General features: G+C 45.2%; 19 protein-coding genes. 10 read left to right on the top strand and 9 right to left on the bottom strand.

Translation table 11 applies throughout. The features are described from left to right. Window positions 1-102: 102 nt before the first annotated feature. From FTV14_RS09675 to FTV14_RS09685, 3 genes are read right to left on the bottom strand one after another with little or no spacing between them, the layout of a single operon-like run. On the bottom strand, window positions 103-354 hold the full coding sequence (locus FTV14_RS09675; RefSeq protein ID WP_034703404.1) for a DUF6587 family protein: 252 nt from the start codon (window positions 352-354) through the stop codon (window positions 103-105). Window positions 355-411: 57 nt separating this feature from the next. Continuing rightward, complete coding sequence (locus FTV14_RS09680; protein ID WP_180053823.1) at window positions 412-2268, bottom strand: ferrous iron transporter B; 1857 nt, start codon at window positions 2266-2268, stop codon at window positions 412-414. Beyond that, window positions 2265-2525, bottom strand: coding sequence for a FeoA family protein (locus FTV14_RS09685; protein ID WP_004787267.1), 261 nt, complete (start codon window positions 2523-2525; stop codon window positions 2265-2267). Before FTV14_RS09685 ends, FTV14_RS09680 begins: the two co-directional genes overlap by 4 nt. 176 nt (window positions 2526-2701) lie before the next feature. Between FTV14_RS09685 and xerD the strand changes: the two genes are divergently transcribed. From xerD to thrC, 4 genes are all read left to right on the top strand, one after another. Beyond that, the gene (gene xerD, locus FTV14_RS09690; protein WP_180053824.1) at window positions 2702-3619 is read left to right on the top strand and encodes a site-specific tyrosine recombinase XerD; all 918 of its coding nucleotides are present in this window, start codon (window positions 2702-2704) and stop codon (window positions 3617-3619) included. Between the two features lie 99 nt (window positions 3620-3718). Further along, a complete protein-coding gene (locus tag FTV14_RS09695; RefSeq protein WP_034703409.1) occupies window positions 3719-4531 on the top strand; it encodes a DsbC family protein in 813 nt (270 codons plus the stop codon). Window positions 4532-4658: 127 nt separating this feature from the next. Continuing rightward, window positions 4659-5963, top strand: a complete 1305-nt coding sequence (locus tag FTV14_RS09700; protein ID WP_005233480.1) for a homoserine dehydrogenase — start codon at window positions 4659-4661, stop codon at window positions 5961-5963. Between the two features lie 57 nt (window positions 5964-6020). Further along, window positions 6021-7160 carry a threonine synthase gene (gene thrC / locus FTV14_RS09705; protein ID WP_180016629.1) on the top strand — a complete coding sequence of 380 codons (1140 nt, stop codon included), beginning with the start codon at window positions 6021-6023 and terminating at the stop codon, window positions 7158-7160. 59 nt (window positions 7161-7219) lie between these two features. On the opposite strand, the gene FTV14_RS09710 is transcribed toward thrC, so the two are convergent. Beyond that, on the bottom strand, window positions 7220-8272 hold the full coding sequence (locus tag FTV14_RS09710; protein ID WP_166136457.1) for a serine hydrolase: 1053 nt from the start codon (window positions 8270-8272) through the stop codon (window positions 7220-7222). Between the two features lie 216 nt (window positions 8273-8488). On the opposite strand from FTV14_RS09710, the gene FTV14_RS09715 reads away from it, so the two are divergent. Genes FTV14_RS09715 through FTV14_RS09725 form a run of 3 tightly spaced genes read left to right on the top strand, consistent with a single transcriptional unit; the run spans window position 8489 to window position 12156 of the window. Beyond that, window positions 8489-9124 carry a response regulator gene (locus FTV14_RS09715; protein WP_005233474.1) on the top strand — a complete coding sequence of 212 codons (636 nt, stop codon included), beginning with the start codon at window positions 8489-8491 and terminating at the stop codon, window positions 9122-9124. 27 nt (window positions 9125-9151) lie between these two features. Beyond that, entirely contained in the window at window positions 9152-10717 is a 1566-nt protein-coding gene (locus tag FTV14_RS09720; RefSeq protein ID WP_180053825.1) for a PAS domain-containing sensor histidine kinase, read from the top strand. Window positions 10718-10734: 17 nt separating this feature from the next. Beyond that, entirely contained in the window at window positions 10735-12156 is a 1422-nt protein-coding gene (locus FTV14_RS09725) for a sigma-54-dependent transcriptional regulator (protein ID WP_373684718.1), read from the top strand. Here FTV14_RS09725 and FTV14_RS09730 read toward each other — a convergent pair whose 3' ends face one another. The 4 genes from FTV14_RS09730 to lptF all read right to left on the bottom strand — a co-directional run bounded on the left by FTV14_RS09730 (window position 12157) and on the right by lptF (window position 17198). After that, window positions 12157-13329 carry a S41 family peptidase gene (locus FTV14_RS09730; protein ID WP_180053827.1) on the bottom strand — a complete coding sequence of 391 codons (1173 nt, stop codon included), beginning with the start codon at window positions 13327-13329 and terminating at the stop codon, window positions 12157-12159. A 23-nt stretch (window positions 13330-13352) separates the two neighbouring features. Continuing rightward, the gene (gene gpmI / locus FTV14_RS09735) at window positions 13353-14900 is read right to left on the bottom strand and encodes a 2,3-bisphosphoglycerate-independent phosphoglycerate mutase (protein WP_180053828.1); all 1548 of its coding nucleotides are present in this window, start codon (window positions 14898-14900) and stop codon (window positions 13353-13355) included. Between the two features lie 124 nt (window positions 14901-15024). Then, complete coding sequence (gene lptG, locus FTV14_RS09740; RefSeq protein WP_180003801.1) at window positions 15025-16095, bottom strand: LPS export ABC transporter permease LptG; 1071 nt, start codon at window positions 16093-16095, stop codon at window positions 15025-15027. A gap of 2 nt (window positions 16096-16097) precedes the next feature. Beyond that, window positions 16098-17198 carry an LPS export ABC transporter permease LptF gene (gene lptF / locus FTV14_RS09745; RefSeq protein WP_034703425.1) on the bottom strand — a complete coding sequence of 367 codons (1101 nt, stop codon included), beginning with the start codon at window positions 17196-17198 and terminating at the stop codon, window positions 16098-16100. A 156-nt stretch (window positions 17199-17354) separates the two neighbouring features. Here lptF and FTV14_RS09750 point away from each other — a divergent pair, with 156 nt between their 5' ends. From FTV14_RS09750 to FTV14_RS09760, 3 genes are read left to right on the top strand one after another with little or no spacing between them, the layout of a single operon-like run. Then, window positions 17355-18803, top strand: coding sequence for a leucyl aminopeptidase (locus FTV14_RS09750; protein ID WP_180053829.1), 1449 nt, complete (start codon window positions 17355-17357; stop codon window positions 18801-18803). Beyond that, on the top strand, window positions 18796-19203 hold the full coding sequence (locus FTV14_RS09755; protein WP_004787296.1) for a DNA polymerase III subunit chi: 408 nt from the start codon (window positions 18796-18798) through the stop codon (window positions 19201-19203). The genes FTV14_RS09750 and FTV14_RS09755 overlap by 8 nt, the downstream gene beginning before the upstream one ends. Window positions 19204-19229: 26 nt before the next feature. Further along, a complete protein-coding gene (locus FTV14_RS09760; RefSeq protein WP_180053830.1) occupies window positions 19230-19844 on the top strand; it encodes a hypothetical protein in 615 nt (204 codons plus the stop codon). Between the two features lie 103 nt (window positions 19845-19947). On the opposite strand, the gene FTV14_RS09765 is transcribed toward FTV14_RS09760, so the two are convergent. Then, window positions 19948-20493 carry a VTT domain-containing protein gene (locus tag FTV14_RS09765; protein WP_180053831.1) on the bottom strand — a complete coding sequence of 182 codons (546 nt, stop codon included), beginning with the start codon at window positions 20491-20493 and terminating at the stop codon, window positions 19948-19950. Window positions 20494-20503: the final 10 nt, after the last annotated feature.

Genomic DNA, 20503 nt, shown 5'->3' on the forward strand with positions numbered 1-20503 from the left:
GATAAATTAATAAGTTTTTAAAAAATAAAAAATTAGGGAGCTTATTTCTAAGCTCCCTACTCATTTGCATGCTCAGTTTTTATTCTTAAACAGAATGAAAGTTTACTTCCATTTCACTGCCTGAGCTTTAGGTTTTGTACTTGAGCTTTGTTCCGATGCCGGACAGGCACAGTTACCACCACAGCCACTGGCCATAGCCGGTTTTAACCATTTCGCCAGCGTATGCCAGCCTTTGGCTGCACAGGTATCAGACAGCTTCTGGAAGACTGAGCGTGAGGTATTCGGAAATACCTTTTTAAATACCACGAGCGCACTCCAGACAACCAGTACCGCTACAATCAGAATTTCAATCATCTCAATCTCCCATTCACATGATCAGTCAGATCGAGCCAAGGTTTCCCTTCAGCCAGTTTAACCCAAATAATGTGATGCAATTTGATAAGTCAGGAATGACATGAAATATGCCAAACCAAACAGGTAGAAGGTCATAAAGCTGACCGTTTTCCATGAACCGGTTTCACGCTTCACAGTGGCTAAGGTCGCCAGACAATGTGGTGCATAAATAAACCATACCAGTAGAGACAAGCCGGTCGCGATCGACCAGCCCAAATCACCGCCGCCACTAATCAGTGCCGCCAGACCCTCAGACATGGCATCTTCATCGACTGCAGACAAGGCATAAACCGTACCTAGTGCTGCCACGACAACTTCACGCGCTGCCATCGCCGGAATCAGTGCAATACAGATCTGCCAGTTAAAGCCCAATGGTGCAAAAATAGGTTGCATCACATGGCCCAGCATCCCGGCAAAGGAATAATCGATATCCGGTAAAGTTGCACCTTCTGGTGGCTGCGGGAACGTACACAGGAACCATAGCAGAATAGATAATGCAAAGATGATGCCGCCGACACGCTTCAAGAAAATTTTGCCGCGATCCAGTAGGCCAATCCAGACGTTTTTCACATCCGGGAAACGGTAACTTGGCAGCTCCATCAACAGCATATGCTGTGACTTGTCCTTATGGAAAAATTTCAGGATAAAGGAAACAATCAGTGCACTTAGAATACCGGCCATATACAGACCAAATAACACCAAACCTTGCAGATTCATGAAGCCCCACACGGTTTGCTCAGGAATGAAGGCTGCAATCAGCAAAGCATATACTGGCAGACGTGCCGAACAGGTCATCAGTGGCGCCACAAAAATCGTGGTCAGACGGTCACGTGGGTCACTAATCGTTCTTGAAGCCATAATTCCCGGTACGGCACAGGCAAAGCTGGACAATAATGGAATAAAGGCTCGGCCCGAAAGACCTGCCTTAAACATCAATTTATCCAGCAGGAAGGCGGCACGTGGTAAATAGCCGGACTCTTCTAGTACCAGAATAAAGAAGAACAGAATCAGAATCTGCGGCAGAAAGACCACTACCCCACCCGCGCCGGCAATAATCCCGTCAACCACCAAGCTGTTTAATAAAGGATGAGCGATCAGTCCACCCATGTACTCGCCCAACCAGCCGAAGAAAGTTTCAATCCCACCCATGAATGGCGCAGCCCAAGCAAAGACCGCCTGAAACACCACAAACATCATAATGGCTAAGCTAAGCAGGCCCAATACCGGATGCAGGAATATCTTGTCCAGAAAATCAGTACGTTTATCTTCCTGATCGGCATAATTCACCACATCTTTCAGAATGCTGGTAATCTGATGATGGTGATCGCCACTCAAACCGCTGAGTTCAGTTTGCGGAGCAGAAAACTTGTTTTTATCCAGTGCATTTTTCAGGTTTTCAATGCCTGAAGTACGCACAGCTACCGTTTCAACCACAGGTACACCCAGACGTTCAGACAGTTTCTGGGTATTAATCTGCATCCCGCGACGGCGTGCTTCATCCATCATGTTCAGCACCACCAGCATTGGACGACCCAGCTGAATCATTTCCAGTACCAGGCCCAGATGCAGTTTTAGGTTGGTTGCATCTACAACGCACAGGAAAGTATCCTGCTGGCCTTCTTCTGCAATTTTACCCTGAACCACATTACGGGTAATTTCTTCGTCCGGGCTGGTCGCATCCAGACTATAAGTTCCTGGCAGATCCAGTACGCGTACCGGTTTGCCTGAAGGAAGTGTAAAATTCCCGACTTTACGCTCAACCGTAACCCCGGCATAGTTGCCGACTTTTTGACGAGATCCGGTTAAATGGTTAAATAAAGAAGTTTTACCGCAGTTTGGGTTACCGACAAGGGCAATACGTAAGGTATCACTCATGCCGCGGCTCCCTGTTCAATTTCAATCTTGGCCGCTTCCGATTTTCGTAAAGCAAAACGCGTAAACCCCACCTGAATAAGAATCGGATCCCCACCAAAAATACCTTTGGTAATGACTTGTACCTGAGTCCCTGGTACAAAACCTAAAGTTTCCAAGCGACTGGCCACAACATCGTGGGAAGCGCCTTTACCATCAGTAGTTCGATTAACTTTTCGAATGATGGCAGTTTGTTTTGCTTTCAAATCAGACAAACGCACCGTGAAAATTCCTAAGACTTTTGTACAGTATACAAACAAATGAGAATAATTAACAAATAAGTATTAATTACATTTCTTCTTAGCTGTATAGCAAATCGACATGTCAGTAAAATTAAACTAGAGTGGAGAATAGCAATCAGGCTTCTCGCTTTTAAAAATTATCTTCATTAAACATCATGCTGAATAAAAAACCTCGCATTCCTAGTCCAGTTCAGATTCCTGAAGCTTTCAGTTACTTACAGGGTTTTCGTGATTATCTGATTGCCCAGACAGTGAGCCCCCATACCCGAAATGCCTATTTGTCTGATCTGATCCAGTGTGCCGAATGTCTGGTTAAACCTTTACCGGAATGGGACCATGATGATATTTCCGATGTGCTGATTGAACTGACCAAACAGCAAAAAAGTCCACGTTCAATTGCACGATGTTTGTCCGCCTTACGTTCTTTTTATAAATTCCTGCGGGAACAAAAACTGCGGAGTGACAATCCGGTCGCTGCCCATAAAACACCAAAACTGGGCCGTGCCCTGCCGAAAGACCTGTCTGAAGCTGATGTCGAAGCGCTGATTCATGCACCTGATATTAATACTGCCCTTGGTTTACGTGATCGTGCCATGTTTGAAGTGCTTTATGCGTGCGGTTTACGGGTGACGGAACTGATTAATCTGCGTCTGGATCTGATTAATTTAAAACAGGGCTATTTGCGTATTGTCGGTAAAGGCAATAAAGAACGTCTAGTGCCGATGGGACAGATGGCCTGTGAATGGGTAGAAAAATATTTACAGGAAGCACGTCCGCAACTTTATAAGACAGCGACTGATTATCTGTTTCTCACCCAGCATGGCGGCATCATGAGCCGGCAGAATTTCTGGTATGCCATTAAACGCTACGCACTACAAGCCGGGATTCAGGCTGAACTGTCTCCACATACTTTGCGCCATGCCTTCGCCACGCATTTACTTAATCATGGCGCTGACTTACGGGTAGTACAAATGTTGCTAGGTCACAGTGATTTATCCACCACACAGATCTATACCCATGTGGCACAAGTTAGAATGCAGCAACTGCATGCAACCCATCATCCACGGGCTTAGGAGCTGATTTGAATAGAATAAACTGAGAAGTTTGACGTAGCTCTATCTTTTTTTGCTATGCTAATGCTCTGTTTTTAGTCCAAGAAAAAAAGGGTTATTATGACATTTGCCCGCACCAAAATTTTTATCGCTTGTCTGCTTGCTACCGGTCTGGGACTGAGCGCATGTTCCAATTCAAATAATTCAGATAAAAAGCAAGATACGCTTACAGCAAGTGCACCGGCGACGGGTGAAGCCTCTAACCTTAGCGAACGTAATGCACAGCAACGCCTGATTTCCACGCTAGAAGGTCATTTCAAAAAAGCCGGCATTAACGCAAAAATCACGGGTATTAAAACTACTGAAGTACCCAACATGTCTTGGGTCAGCCTGGAAGGTATGGCACCCGTCTATGTGACAAATGACGGTAAATATCTGATTCAGGGCGATGTCATTCGTCTTGGTGATAAAGAGCTGCATAATGTCAGTGAAACCCTGCAATCTGACGTGAACAAGAAAATCTTTGCAAACCTTAAAGCGGAAGACCTGCTGATCTATCCAGCCAAAGGTAAAACCAAGCATGTGATCTATGTCTTTACCGATGTCAGCTGTCCATATTGTCACAAATTCCATGAACAGATGGATGAAATGAACAGCAAAGGCATCGAGGTGCGTTATATTGCCTGGCCACGTGGCGAGCAGCATATGCCTGCCATGGAAGCCATCTGGTGTAATTCTGACCGTCGCGCAGCCTTCGACCAGGCCATTGCCGGTGGATCTATCACACCAACGACTTGTAAAAATCCTGTGAAAGATCAATATCAAATGGGTCTTAATATTGGTGTCAATGGTACGCCGGGCGTATACAGTTCTGAAGGACTTTACCTCGGTGGCTATATGAGCACATCAGAATTATTGGATCGACTTAAATAACTCATTTTAATTAGTTATTTAACTTTATTTTATAGATGAAGATATTCTGAAATGACCCTAGAGTCAGGCCGCTTTTTTAGCTATGATCTAGGCTCTCGTAAAAAACTGTTTATATTTGGAGTGTGACGTGAAACCAGTTCGTCTGGCAATCCTCGGTCTTGGTACTGTGGGTGGTGGTGCCCTTAAACTATTAAAAGAAAATGCTGCTGAGATTAAACGTCGCACCGGTCGTGAAATTCAAATTACCCATGTTGGTACGCGTCGTCCGCGTCCTGATCTGGATCTACCTGAATCAGTCAAACAAAGTGCAGATCTGCTCGATATCGTACGTCAACCTGATGTAGATGTGGTGGTTGAAGTCATGGGCGGTATTCACCCTGCTTATGAAGTGATTAAAGAAGCCATTCTGCATGGCAAACAGGTCGTAACTGCCAACAAGGCCCTATTGGCTGAACATGGAAATGAACTGTTCAAACTTGCCGATGACAACGCTGTGCAAATTGCTTACGAGGCAGCGGTAGCTGGCGGCATTCCAATTATTAAAGTGATGCGTGAAGGTCTGGCAGCCAACAAGATTGACTGGCTGGCTGGTATCATCAACGGTACAGGCAACTTCATCCTGACTGAAATGCGAGATAAAGGCCGTGCCTTTGCTGATGTACTGAAAGAAGCGCAAGAACTGGGTTATGCAGAAGCAGATCCAACCTTCGATGTAGAAGGCATCGATGCAGCACACAAACTGACATTACTGGCCTCTATTGCTTTTGGTATTCCGTTGCAGTTTGATAAAGTCTTTACTGAAGGCATTAGCAAAATTACTGCACAAGACGTGAAATATGCTGAAGACTTGGGCTTCCGTATCAAACACCTCGGTATTGCCCGTCGTGCTGAAACGGGTATCGAACTCCGTGTACACCCTACCCTGATTCCTGAAGAGCAATTGATCGCTAATGTGAATGGTGTAAAAAATGCAGTTCTGGTTCAAGCCAATGCGGTTGGTCCTACACTGTATTACGGTGCAGGTGCGGGTGCAGGTCCTACAGCTTCTGCAGTAGTCGCAGATGTCGTGGATATCGTACGTGATATTTCTTATACTGAAGATGGTGCTGGTACAATTCCACAACTGGCTTTTGAAAGCTTAAGTGACCTGCCAATCCTGCCACGTGAAGAAATGACGACTGGATACTACATCCGGATCAATGCTGAAGATCAAACCGGAGTACTGGCTGAAGTAACCTCTATTCTAAGCCGCGAAGGCATCAGTATTGATGCAATTCTGCAGCAGTCACGTCTGAAAGATCTTATTCCTATCGTGATCCTGACTGATCCAGTCAAGGAAGCGAAAATGGATGAAGCGTTAAAACAAATTCAAGCTCTTCCTGTCATTCATGGCGAAATTGTACGAATTCGTTTAGAATCGCTTGATAATTAATCGGGTCGAGGGGACACTCTCCCCTTGCCAAGCTCTACACACAATTGGAACATCATCATGTCGAATGCCAATCGTTATACTGGTTTAGTTGACCGCTATCGCGACCGTTTACCAGTGTCTGCAACTACTAAAGCCGTTTCTCTGGGTGAAGGTAACACGCCACTGATTAAGCTTGCGAACATTCCGCGCATTATTGGCAAAAATGTTGAAATTTATGTGAAGTACGAGGGCTTAAACCCGACTGGTTCATTTAAAGACCGTGGTATGACCATGGCGGTAACAAAAGCGGTTGAAGAAGGCTCTAAAGCGATTATCTGTGCTTCTACAGGTAATACGTCAGCAGCTGCAGCAGCTTATGCAGCGCGTGCAGGTATCAAGGCGTTTGTTTTAATCCCAGAAGGCAAAATTGCGATGGGTAAAATGGCGCAAGCGATGATGTATGGTGCGATCACCATGCAAATCCGCGGTAACTTCGATGACGGTATGCGTCTGGTAAAAGAAATCGCTGACAAAGCACCTGTCACTATCGTGAACTCAATCAACCCATACCGTCTGCAAGGTCAAAAAACCATTGCTTACGAAATCGTGGATGAATTGGGCCGTGCACCAGATTACCACTGCCTGCCTGTAGGTAATGCGGGTAACATTACTGCGCACTGGATGGGTTATACCGAAGCGGTTGCAAATCAGCCTGCTGGCGAGTTTGAGCAAGTGGTTTACGACGCTGCTACTGATGCCTTCACTGGTCCTAAACCTGAAGGTCTGCCAACAATGGTAGGTTACCAGGCTTCTGGTGCTGCACCTTTCCTTCGTGGTGCACCTGTTGCAAATCCTGAGACTGTTGCAACTGCAATCCGTATCGGTAATCCACAAAGCTGGAACCATGCGAAAGCGGTTGTTCGTGATTCTAAAGGCTGGTTCGATGAACTGACTGATGCCGAGATTCTGGAAGCGCAACGTCTTCTTTCTATGTATGAAGGCGTATTCGTAGAACCTGCATCTGCAGCTTCAATCGGTGGCGCAATCCGTGACATTAAAGCAGGTAAAATTGCTGAAGGTTCTGTGATCGTGTGTACTGTAACTGGTAACGGTCTGAAAGATCCGGATACTGCGATCAAACAATGTTCTGATGCCGTAATGCTTTCAATTGACGCAACTTTAGAACAGGTTCGTGAATCAATTCTTTCTAATATGTAATTTAGATTGAAATAAAAGGCCCTGCAATTGCAGGGCTTTTTATATGCGCTTAAAAAAGATTAAACACGTTGTTTAGGCAGGCTAGATACCCAAGTCATCAGACGAGTCGCATCATTGGTACGTGCAGCAGTTGAATCCGCACCTAATACCACGACCACCACAGGACGGTTATTCAAGGTGGTGTGCATGACGACACAACGTCCTGCTTCATTAATATAACCGGTTTTAGACAGATTGATATTCCAGCCACCATTACGCACCAGTGAATTGGTGTTGTTGGATTTCAATACACGGTAACCCAGGTTGAAATCATAGCTGGCAGTGGTAGAGAATTGACGGATCAGGCCATACTGTGAAGCGGTATTGACCAGAATCCCCAAATCACGTGCAGAAGACACATTGCCAGGATGCAGGCCAGTAGATTCCATATAGTGGGTTGAATTCATGCCCAGCTCTTTAGCTTTGGCATTCATCTTCGCAATGAAGGCTGCACGACCGCCTGGATAAGTACGCGCCAATGCAGCTGCAGCCGGGTTCTCAGACTTCATCAAAGCAAATAATAAGGCTTCAGCACGATTCATGCTGTCCCCGGCTCTTAAGGTAGAACTTGAGCTCTTACAGCCTGCACAGGAAAAATCAGCCTGTTGCAGGGTAATTTTTTCAGACATATTCAAACGCGCATCTGAAATCACTACTGCAGTCATCAATTTGGTAATCGACGCAATCGGGTAAGCATTATTGGTATTTTTACTGAATAACACTTCACCTGTCTGTGAATCCATCACCAGAGCTGCACGCGCACTTACAGCAGGTTGATTAATAAAATGACTATTATCAATAATCTGCACAGGTTTTGTCGGTACTGGTGCTGGTGCACTGCCCTGACGAATCGTCGTCGTAACAGTTGCTGAACCTGGTGGTGAAGGTTCTGCAGCAGATACGCTCAAATTATCATTCATGAGCTGATTGACTTCATCAGAAGACCAGCTGATGCTGGATCCGCCCTCTGTTGTGCCAGAATTCATAATGATTTCAGCAAAACTTGTCGTGCTCATGCTGATTAACACGGACAGGCCGAGTAGATGCCTTAAAGACTTGTTTATTTTCTTCACTATTCCTTCACTCAACTAACAGAGGTAAGATTGATTTGCGTATTACCTCTAATATGCCTTACATTTAAACACAATGCCGAACATTTTTTGTTCTTGACACTATGTGATAAGTTTCAGATTTAATCTGCGAATAGGATTGCTAATTTTGTAGTTTCATTGCAAGCTTATTTTGCTTTATGTAACAAAAAAATGATTTTTTAATGAGGGAGAGTCTAGGTGATCACAGTTTTAGTTGTCGACGACCATGAATTAGTTCGTACTGGAATTTGCAGAATGCTGGAAGACCATGCGGATGTTCAGGTGATTGGACAGGCTGAATCTGGTGAAGAAGCAATTACCCTCGTCCGTCAGCATCATCCCAATGTGGTTCTGTTAGATGTCAACATGCCAGGTATCGGTGGTGTAGAAACCACACGCCGTTTGCTACAGACTGCTCCTGAAACCAAAGTTCTTGCGGTCAGTGGCCTGGCTGAAGAACCTTATCCTTCACTATTATTGAAAGCAGGTGCCAAAGGTTATATCACCAAAGGTGCACCTGTATCAGAGATGGTCCGTGCCATCAATAAAGTCATGCAGGGCGGTAAATATTTCAGTGCCGACATTGCTGAACAGCTGGCGAGTTCTTACCTGTCCGATACCCAGCAATCTCCTTTTGACGCACTGTCTGAACGTGAAATGCAGGTAGCCATGATGGTAGTGAACTGTATCAGCGCGCAGGAAATTGCCGACAAGCTGTTTGTAAGTGTTAAAACAGTTAATACTTACCGTTACCGGATCTTCGAAAAACTGAATATCGATAGTGATGTTAAACTAACCCATCTTGCAATGCGCTATGGCCTGATTAAACCTTAATTTAACCCTCTGCTTAATGCGGTTCCTATGGCGCAAACATCCAGTTATTCTGAACTGAATCAATATCATCTGGGCCTATGGTATAGCGCCTACCGCCTGATTATCAGCACGGGTCTGTTGCTGATTTTTCTGCTGACTTATCCTGATATGACTACAGATTATCAGTATCCTAAACTCTATCACTATGCCTTAATGATTAGCGTCGCCGTCAATACTGTGCAGCTGTTTACGCTGAGATGGGTAAAGCGCCTGATTCAGCCGCAGTTCATTCTGATTTTTGCCAGCGATGTCTTTTTTCTCAGTTTATTGACCTTGGCCAGTCAGGGTCCAAACGTGCATCTCGGACTGATTTTTGTTATTACCATTTTTTCAGCCTCATTATTGCTCGATGCCAAGAAGGCCCTGATCATCACCCTGATTGCGGTGATTAGTATCATCTACCAGCATTTTATCGGCAGTATTTTTGCCTTTTCCTCGCTTACCAATATCGGGAATAGTGCCCTGCTGGCCTTTTTGTTTTTTGTCGTCTATGGCTCAGGACAAATTGCGGTACGGCGCTTTCAGATTCTGGAAAACCTGAATTTTTCTCAATCGCTGGAACTATATCGCTTACAGAATATTAACCGCTATATTCTGGAACAGATTGAAACCGGCTATCTGGTTTTAGATGAGAATTACCATGTGGTGCTCAGTAATCCGGCTGCCTGTCATCTGCTCGGCATTGAGCCAATGTATGCCCATGAAAGATTTTCGTTATACCAATCTCAAAATGACCTGTTTGAACTGATCCGTTTTGAAAATCTGGAAAATGGCGAGCGGTTTCAATTTGAATCCCAGCAGAGTCGTTATAATATTCACGTGCAGGTACAAAAGCTGATTGTGCCGCACCAGACTCTGACGCTCCTCGTGCTGCAAGATGCCCGCAAACTTAATCAGCAGGTGCAACAGTTAAAGCTTGCTGCTCTAGGCCAGCTTTCCGCCAGTATTGCCCATGAAATTCGCAATCCTCTGGCTGCCATTGTACAGGCCAATGATCTTTATCTCGATTCTGAACCTAAACAGCAACAAGTTCTGCATCAGATGATTAGCCGACAGGCCACCCGGATTGACCGGATTATTCAGGACACCCTGAATATGGTGAAGAATAAAGAAACCCATCCAGTCGTAATTCAGCTGAATGAATTTATACCACTGTTTATTCAGGAAGATTTAGCAGATGTGGCGGACCAGATTCAATTTAATATTGATGTACCACTGGCAATTCAGTTTGATGAGGCCCAGTTACGTCAGATTCTAATTAACCTGATTCGTAATGCTATCCGTCATAATTCACCGGATTCACCCCATATTCAATTGAATATTCACCCATATGAACATAAGGTATGGATAGATGTCCGGGATTTTGGCTCTGGTGTTGCCACCCATGATCAGGAATTATTATTTAAACCTTTTTTCAGCACGTCTATCCATGGAACGGGACTCGGACTATATTTATCACATAGTTTTTGTGAAGCCAATCAGGCACAACTCAACTACATTTCACAAGAACAGGGCGCATGCTTTCGGATTAGCTGTCAACGTGTGACAGCATAAAAGGAATAAGGGGAAATATTGTGGAACAACAACCACTGGTTTTATTGGTGGATGATGAGGAAGATCTATGTACCCTCATGCAAATGTCATTGATGCGCATGGGAATCCGTACGCATATTGCCCATCGTCTGGAAGATGCAAAAAAATGTCTTAGGGATCATCAATATGATGCCTGTCTGACAGATCTAAATCTTCCTGATGGCAATGGTCTGCAATTACTGGACTGGATTAACCAGCATTCCCCTCACCTTCCGGTAGCTGTTCTAACGGCCTATGGTAATATGGAAATTGCCATTGCTGCACTCAAGGCAGGTGCATTTGACTTTGTCAGCAAACCGATTAATCAAAAGCATCTGGAACAACTGCTGCAAAAAGCGCTAAATAAACCAGTAGACTATTATCAGAATAATTCCAATGACTCATTAGAACATAAATTGCTGATTGGACAATCTCTGCCTATTCAGCAATTGCGGGTCACCTTGAAAAAAATTGCCCGTTCTCAAGCTCCGGTATTTATTACTGGTGAATCAGGGACCGGGAAAGAAGTGGTGGCCAATCTGGTCCATCGTCTTAGTAACCGCAATGAAGGACCTTTTATCGCGATTAACTGCGGTGCAATCCCGACTGAATTAATGGAAAGTGAACTGTTTGGCCACAAGAAAGGCAGCTTTACTGGCGCGACTCAGGACAAACAAGGACTAATTCAGTCTGCCCATGGAGGTAGTTTGTTCTTAGATGAAATCGCCGAATTACCGCTATCTATGCAGGTTAAACTGTTACGTGCCGTCCAGGAAAAACGCATTCGTCCCGTCGGTTCTGACACTGAAATTGATGTCGATTTCCGTGTCATCAGTGCCAGCCATCAGGATCTCGATGCATTGGTACAACAAGGCAAATTCCGTCAGGATTTGTTCTTTCGTATTCATGTGATGGATCTGGTCTTACCACCCCTGCGTGAGCGCGGCCAGGATATTCTGCTCCTCGCTGAGCATTTTATTCAAAAGATCTGCCAGGAATGGGAGATTCCTGCGAAAAAACTGACGGAACGGAGCAAGGAGTTTTTACTGGAGCAATACTATCCGGGCAATGTACGCGAACTGCGTAACATTATTGAACGAGCTATTACTTTGAGTGATGAAGACAAGATTGATCTTCAGCATCTGCAAACTGCTCCACTGCGTCATCTGGCACCTGTCTTATCAGAAACGGCAAATCTGGCAGAGCCGACCTCATCTACGGATCAGATCATTATTCCCAAGAAACTCCCCGAGGAAGGTCTGGAACTGTATTTAGAAAAGATTGAAAAAGAAATTCTGCTGAATGCTTTGAATCTGACGCATTGGAATCGTACATTGGCCGCCAAAAAACTCGGTATGTCGTTTCGCTCTTTACGTTATCGTCTGAAAAAATTCGGACTGGATACCGAAGAAGAGGAATAATTATTTCTGCAGGAGCAGCAAGTCTGTGACGTGATCCAGATAGCTCTCCTCACGCGCATCCTGACCGAGAGGATAGGTGAAATGTGGCTGAATCCCCTGTCCTTCAATCATATTGCCGCTCGGGCTAAAGTATTGCGATACAGTCATCTGCAAAGCAGAGCCATTGCTCAAAGGAAACAGTTTCTGCACCACCCCTTTGCCATAGCTCTTTTCCCCTACCACCCAGGCACGATTATGTTCTTTCAGAGCAGCAGTAAATACTTCTGCAGCGGAAGCCGAACGGTTATTGATTAGAATCCCGACTTTCAGATTTTGAAATTCAATTCCTGGAAGTGCCTGAAATTGCTGATTACCTTCAGAACGGCTCTTGGTCGAGACAATAATGCCCTGATTCAGGAACAAATCTGCTGATTCAACAGCCGCAGACAATAAACCACCCGGATTATTACGTAAGTCAAACAGCACTGCTTTCAGGCGATTGGTTGAATAACTTTCAATAATTCGCTTGATTTCATTAGCAGTATCTTGCTGGAAAACTTTGATCTGCAGCACCAGAACCTGATTACTGTGTAAAGTCGATTTAATCTCGGTATCCACTTTGGTATTGCGGACCAGTGTAATCGGTACACTTTGCGCAGAAAGCTGGAGCGTTAAAGTAGAGCCAATGGCACCGGTTAATAAATCTCGCACCTGCTCACGTTTCAGCGCACTCAAGACCTGATCATCAATCTTGTAAACTGTGACACCATTGCGAAGGCCTTGTTTGGCAGAATCAGCATCCAGACTTAAGCCTTGTACCATCCATTGTTTTAGCTGTGGATTAAAATGCAGATCAAAATCAATACTGGCCAGATCACCTTCAGTATATTCACGCAGCTGTTTATAGTCTTCAGGAGATAAATAGCGGGAATAGCGGTCCAGGCCACTCACCAAACCTTGAATGGCTTGCTGGAAAAGCACATCGTCATTTTTGTCTTGAATATAATTATCTTTGACGATGCCATAAATCTGAACAAATTCCTGGATGGATGTAACAGGAATTTCATTATAGACCTGTTCATCCATTTCCAGTTCATCGAGTGCCATCTCGGTCGAAACAGCACTCCATGCGGAATGACTCAAACACATCAGTAAGCAGGATAAGACTACAGACTTGCCATGTGTTTTTATCATTCTTAGACCTGTTTTATAAAAGATTAAGCGTGCAGCTCAATAAGATTGCAACCCTGCATTTCAGCTGGTACCGGAATTTGCATCAAGTTCAGCAGGGTTGGTGCAACATCAGCCAGTACGCCACCTTCTGCGATTGTTGCAGAGCTTGGACCCACATAGATAAATGGAACCAGTTCAGTGGTATGTTGGGTATGCACTTGACCGCTCTGATAATCCTGCATCTGCTCCACATTACCATGGTCTGCAGTAATAATCATATGACCTTTTTTCGCCATCACAGCTTCATAAACTCGGCCTAAGCAAGTATCCACGGCTTCAACGGCTTTCACTGCTGCATCAAATACACCAGTATGGCCGACCATATCACCATTGGCATAGTTCACAACCAGTAGGTCAAACTCGCCTGAATTGATCGCTGCCACCAGTTCATCTGTTACTTCATAGGCACTCATTTCCGGTTTCAGGTCATAAGTCGCAACATTTGGAGATGGGATCAGGATACGTTTTTCACCTGGATATTCATCTTCACGGCCACCGCTAAAGAAGAACGTTACATGCGCATATTTCTCAGTTTCTGCAATACGTAGCTGAGTTTTGCCCAGGTTCGACAGATACTCACCTAAAGAATTTACCAGCGCTTCTGGCATATAGGCTACTGGCGCATCAATGGTCGCCTGATAACGAGTCAACATCACGAATTTCGCCAGATTCGGTACAACCTTACGTTCAAAACCGGCAAAATCTTTTTCAACAAAGGCACGAGTCAATTCACGGGCACGGTCAGCACGGAAGTTCATGAATACGACGCTGTCGCCATCCTGAATCTTCACAGTGTCGCCAATGCGAGTCGCTTTTACGAATTCGTCTGATTCCTCTGCAGCATAAGCCTGTTCCAGACCTTCAACTGCAGTAGCTGCAGTACGCATTGCTTCACCTTCAGTCAGCAGACGATACGCTTGCTCTACACGATCCCAACGGTTGTCACGGTCCATGGCAAAATAACGACCGATCATGCTGACAATACGACCCTGGCCCGGATATTGAGCAAATAATGCATCCAGTTTTTCTAAAGAGGGTTGCGCACTTTTTGGTGGCGTATCACGGCCATCCAGGAACGCATGCAGATAAACCTGAGCACCACGTTTTAATGCCAGTTCAGCCATGGCCACGATATGATCTTCGTGTGAGTGCACACCGCCTTCAGAAAGAAGGCCCATAATGTGGACTGCGCCATTTGCTGCTTTGGCTTTTTCAACCGCATCCACCAGCACTTCATGTTCGAAGAAAGCCCCAGTACGGATATCTTTGGTAATACGGGTAAAGTCCTGATACAGCACACGGCCAGCACCGAGATTCATATGACCAACTTCAGAGTTCCCCATTTGACCATCAGGCAGGCCGACATCTTCACCTGAACCTGAGATCAAACCATGCGGATGCTTTTCCTGCATAGCAGTTAAATTTGGTCGTTTAGCCGCTAAAAACGCATTGTCTTCGACCGCTTCGCGATGACCCACACCATCCATAATCACCAAAACGTGAGGGATTTTGCCAGCAGTTGCATCCGTCATAATGAAATACTCTTTTCGTCTACGAATTAATCGCTCTAGTTTACCGAATTTTGCAAAAAGAGGCCATGACCAGACGATGGTTTAAGCCTCTTGTTGCGATTGATTTCTTCTATTTTCCTGTAGTTTAGCGGGCCCGATGGAGCAAGTAGCCGCCAATAGCAAACATCAGCAAAATAGGAATAAATACAAACCATGCCGGTGACGGCGCATAGACCAGACTGGCATAACCGAGAAAATCCTGCAGATAGAAGAAGCCTAACCCTGCGAATAACGCAATCACCAAACGGAAGCCCATCGATTGCTGACGCAATGGCCCAAAGATAAATGAACAGGCAATCACTACCAGCGCAATCAGGGCAAATGGCGAACCGACTTTCTGCCAGAAAGCCAGCTGATAGGTTTTAGGTACCTGACTATATTCATGCATATAGCTCATAAAGCTCACCAGCTGGCTTGGCGATAAATCTTCCGGATCAATCGTCACCATATGTACATATTTCGGCTGCAAGGCCAAAGCCAGTGGTTGCTCATCATGCTGTACCAGTGTCGCATTGCCGTTTTGTAAAATATCAAACTGTTCTGTGCTATCTAGTTTCCAAGCCCCATCTTTGACAAACTCACCCTGTTTGGCATCCAGAGTACCCCGCAGACGGTAATTGTCATCAAAGTCCAGCATCTGTACATTTTTCAGCTGGCCCTTGGCGTTGGCATAATCAATATAGATAAAGCGATTACCCTCACGCGTCCAGTAACCTTTCACTTCACCAATTTTGACTGGCTTGTTATAGCTTTTGACTGCTTTGGCCTGTTCATTGGTATATGGAATCACCCACTCGCTCAGGGCAAACGATAATACGACCAATAGCAATGCTGAACGGATCACCCAGCCGACAATCCGCCACAGACTGACTCCGACTGAACGCATTATGATCAGTTCACTATTGGAAGCCAATGTACCTAAACCGAGTACCGCGCCAATCAGTGCCGAAATTGGCAGGATTTCATAAAGATAATTCGGTGCCCCCCAGAGTACATATTTCAAGGCATCCCAGGCACCATAGCCTTCTTTCAGGGAACCCAATTCACCTAAATACGTAAATAAGACCTGCAGACCTGAAAGAACAGCGGTTGCCCCAAGCATCGCCAGCGCGGTGGTTCCGGTCACATGTTTGGCAACTATACGACGTGCTAACATTGTTAAGACCTCACTCGCTGAATCCGTTTTTTAATTTTTGGCGCCAAATTCTGTTTACGTGAGAACAATGCACCGGCTATGGCATATATGATCAGGACCAATGGATAAGCCCAAATGCCCATTTCCGCCTTGCTGACCCGGGTTTTGATCGCCATCAGGGCGACGATCAGGCTGGCAAAGATCATCAGTGCCGGGAATAATTTGAGATAGCGACCTTGACGTGGGCTCACTTCAGACAGGGCTACAGACAAAATCAGGGCAATTACAATGGCAAATGGTACAAAGACACGCCAGCCAAGCTCACTGGCTACCACCGGATCCTGACGGTTTTTCCAAAGCTGTCCGGTCGGCAAGGCCTCGACTTCATCACTGGCCAGTTCTGCTTCTTTATCACTTTCGATCCGTAAACGATAGCTTTCAAATTCAGCCTGGGTATATTGCGGCGTGCCTGGATAAATTTCATAGCGGCGGCCATTGACGAGATCGACCACATTGGCCGCATCATTCGGCATTTCAATTCGGGTCGCTTCCTGCGCCAGAATCATCACATCTGGCTTGCCTTCTTTTTCCGCACGCTGATAGAAGAAGATATCTTTCAGGTTTTTGCGATCTTCGGATAGATCTCCGGCATAAATGGTATAAGGTCCGGAAGAGATAAATTCTTTGGGCCGAACCAGATCAAAGCCGGTTCGTACTGCCTGCTCACTGGTCAAGGCTTCGAACTGTCGAATCCCCCACGGTGAAGCCCACAACATGAGAAAGCCTTGTGCAAGGAGATAGACCAAAGTCATCGGAATCAAAAGACGTGCCAGCTGATGCCGGCTAATTCCGCTACCATTTAAGACCGCCATCTCATGATCAACATAGAGACGACCAAAGACCAGCATTAAGCCAATAAAGAACCCAAGTGGAAGAATCAAGGTCAGGAATTCAGGCAAACGATAACCAATGATGCTGAACAGGATTCCAGCATCCAGACGCCCCTGTGCGGCCACACCAAAATACTTGATCAAACGACCGCCCATCATGATAAGGGTCAGTAAGGCAATCACCACCAAGGAGGTCGATACCACTTGCTTGACCAGATAACGCCGAATAATCAAATTAGTTCTTCCAAAATGAGCTCCATAAAACGAGTGCTAGTTTACCCGAATAGCAAAAATATAAAACCTAGGTGGCTCTGCCCATTGAAAATCTATTCGGATAAATGTTTCAATGCTTGAATGATTTGCAAATCTAAACAGGCGTGAAAACAAGATATGAACCTTACAATTAATACGTCATTCCCAGAGAATGGATCAAGTCAATCTTTGTTGATTTTAGTCGACTCAGAACAGATTCAGAGCGCTGCATCAACATACCAAATCAACAGCCTAGATACATTAATTGAAGCATCTCAATTCAAGGCTGGTCTGGCAGAAAGTTTAAGCCTGATTGGACAGGTCAGCCAGTCTCAGCATGCGGCCCTGATCGGCCTCGGCAAGACTGCCGAATTACAAGCGGGAAAACTGGCGAAAATTGCCCAAGCCATTATTAAAGGCTCTCAAAAAAAATTCAAACAGATTTCTGTTGATCTGACACAACTTCCACAAGAATTGCACTATCTGTTTGCATTGGCTTTAACTCAGGCCAGCTACGGCTATGACGAATACAAGTCAAAAAAGAACGAATTTATTCTGCAGCAGATTGATTTCATCGCTGCCGAAACTCCGCTAACAGCTGAACAGTTGCAATTGATTCAGGCCGTTCAGACTGGTCAGAATCTGGCGCGTGATCTGGGTAATCGTCCTGGCAATATCTGTTTCCCAGAATATCTGGCAGAACAGGCCCAAGCGCTGGCGGCTCAATATCCGGACCTGCTTAAAGTAACTGTACTTAATGAACAGCAAATGGCTGACCTTGGTATGGGTGCCTTCCTTGCAGTCAGCAAAGGTTCAGACCGTCCAGGCCGTATTATTACGATTGAATATCTGGCTCATCGTGAAGAAGCACCAGTGGTATTACTGGGTAAAGGCATTACTTTTGATACCGGCGGTATTTCATTAAAACCAGGCGCTGGCATGGACGAAATGAAATACGATATGTGCGGTGCGGCTTCAGTTCTGGGCACCCTTCGTGCACTATGCGAATCTCGCTTACCAATTCATGTGGTGGGTGCGATTGCTGCAGCGGAAAATATGCCATCGGGCAAAGCAACACGTCCAGGTGACATCGTAACGACTATGAGTGGTCAAACCGTTGAAATTTTAAATACTGATGCTGAAGGCCGTCTGGTACTCTGCGATGCATTAACTTATGTAAAACGCTTTAATCCTGCTCTGGTGATTGATATTGCAACTCTAACCGGTGCTTGTGTAGTGGCCTTAGGTTCAGTCTTGACCGGTATGTTTACGCCAGACAATGAGCTGGCTGCAGAACTTGAAACCGCTGGCCAAAATGCATTTGACCGTGTATGGCGCATGCCAGTACTGGACGACTATCAGGAACAACTGGATTCCCCATTTGCGGATATTGCCAATATTGGTGGTCCTAAAGCCGGTTCTGTAACGGCTGCATGCTTCCTGCAACGTTTTACGCGTGACTATCGTTGGGCTCACCTGGATATTGCAGGCACTGCATGGAATTCAGGTCCAAATAAAGGCGCAACTGGCCGTCCAGTACCTCTATTAATGCAATTCCTGGCTAATCGCGTTCAAAAGCATGGCTAAGGTCAGCTTTTATTTATTTGAAAAAAGCCCTGAACGACAAGTGGACAGCACTTGTCGTTTATGCCGTAAAATTTTGCGTCAGCCAGAGCGTATCTGGCTGCTGTGTGCCGATCCTGCCTTACAGCAGGAACTGGATGAAAAGCTGTGGAACTTTGATCCCGCCAGCTTTATTCCGCATGGAATCGATCAGCCAGATGCAACCGTTTGTATCTCGGCTCAATTACCAGAGCAGTCGGGCTGGATTATTTTTAATTTTAATCCAGAAGCACTTGAACCTGATGCGAAATTTAGTCACATTATTGAGATTATTGAAAACAATGAACCGGCCAAACAGCTGGGACGTGAGAAATATAAACAATATCGTCGCTTTGGTATTCAGCCAAATACCTTTAAGCTCTAAGTAATCACGTGAACAAGGAGATGCAAGTGGCATTAAATGTAGGTCCAGATTTTAAACAGCGCTGGTTAAACACACCTGAGGCTGTACGTCAGACCTTTATCGATGACCTCTCGCGCATCTGTGAAGTACTTAAGCCTGAAACCGCTGTAGAAGAATGGCTCGTTCGCGACCAGCAGTTACAGAAAGAGTCTGAGCGTAAAATTGAAGCAGCGTATGCACAGCGCAAGGCCGAACTGATTGAAGAAGCACGCATTCGTAGACAACGGGCACTCGAAAAAGCCTTAGCCGAAAAACGTGCTGAAGAACAGGCCTATGCCGAACAGCTACGCCGTGATGAAGAGCGAAAATTTGCCGAGCAAACCCAGAAGCTGGCTGAAATGCGTCATATGCTGGATACTGAAGTTCAGGATTATGCCGCGCGTTATCAGAAAAATCCGGATCAGGTGCTTGACTTTGCCAAAGGTCGCTTAAATATCGACGATACCCAGATTTTGTCTGAGCTGGAAAGCTTACGGTTACGTCTGGAACTCGAAGCAGAAACTGTGATTGAACAAACCATCAATGCACTGCGTGAGAAATTACACGCTGCAGCTAAAGAAGAAATTGACTATATTCTGAAAAATTCTGATCTGGCTGAGTAAAGTTGATAGTCAGTTGGCTGAAAGAGTCTTTTTATTTTTCAGCCTTAACCCCTGCTTGCCTTATTTAAACTCATTTTATCTAACTATAAAATTCACTTTAAAATTAAAACAAGTCAGCCAGTAAAAATGCGGTATTGCCAAGCAGATAGCCTGTCCCAAGCAAAGTGCTGATCCAGAGAATTCCCCCAGTCACATTATAAAAACTGAAAGTCGCAAAGCTCATATGGCCAGAACCTGCCGCAAAAGGGCCGAAGGAACGTACAAAGGGAATAAAACGCGCAATTAAGATCGTCTTGCCACCATGTTTCATAAAATAATGATTGGTTTTGACCATATATTCGGGTTTGAAAAACCGTGAATGTTCATTGAAATACTTTAATCCGAGCACCCTGCCCGAATAATAATTCACGGTATAACCCAGAATCGAAGCAATCAGCAGCAATAAACCCATAGAGTGCAAGGTAATCAGGTCAGAGCTGGAACACAGCGCACCGACAGCAATCAACAGACTGTCACCGGGCAAAAAAAAGAAAAATGGCGAACCTGTTTCTGCAAAAATCACCAGGAACAAAATTGCATAGATCCACACCCCATACTGCTCCAGCAATAAGGGTAAAGACTGTTCAAGATGAAGTAAAAAATCGAGCATTCGACCTGTC

This window comes from Acinetobacter sp. YH12236 (assembly GCF_013417645.1).
Taxonomy (GTDB): Bacteria; Pseudomonadota; Gammaproteobacteria; order Pseudomonadales; family Moraxellaceae; genus Acinetobacter.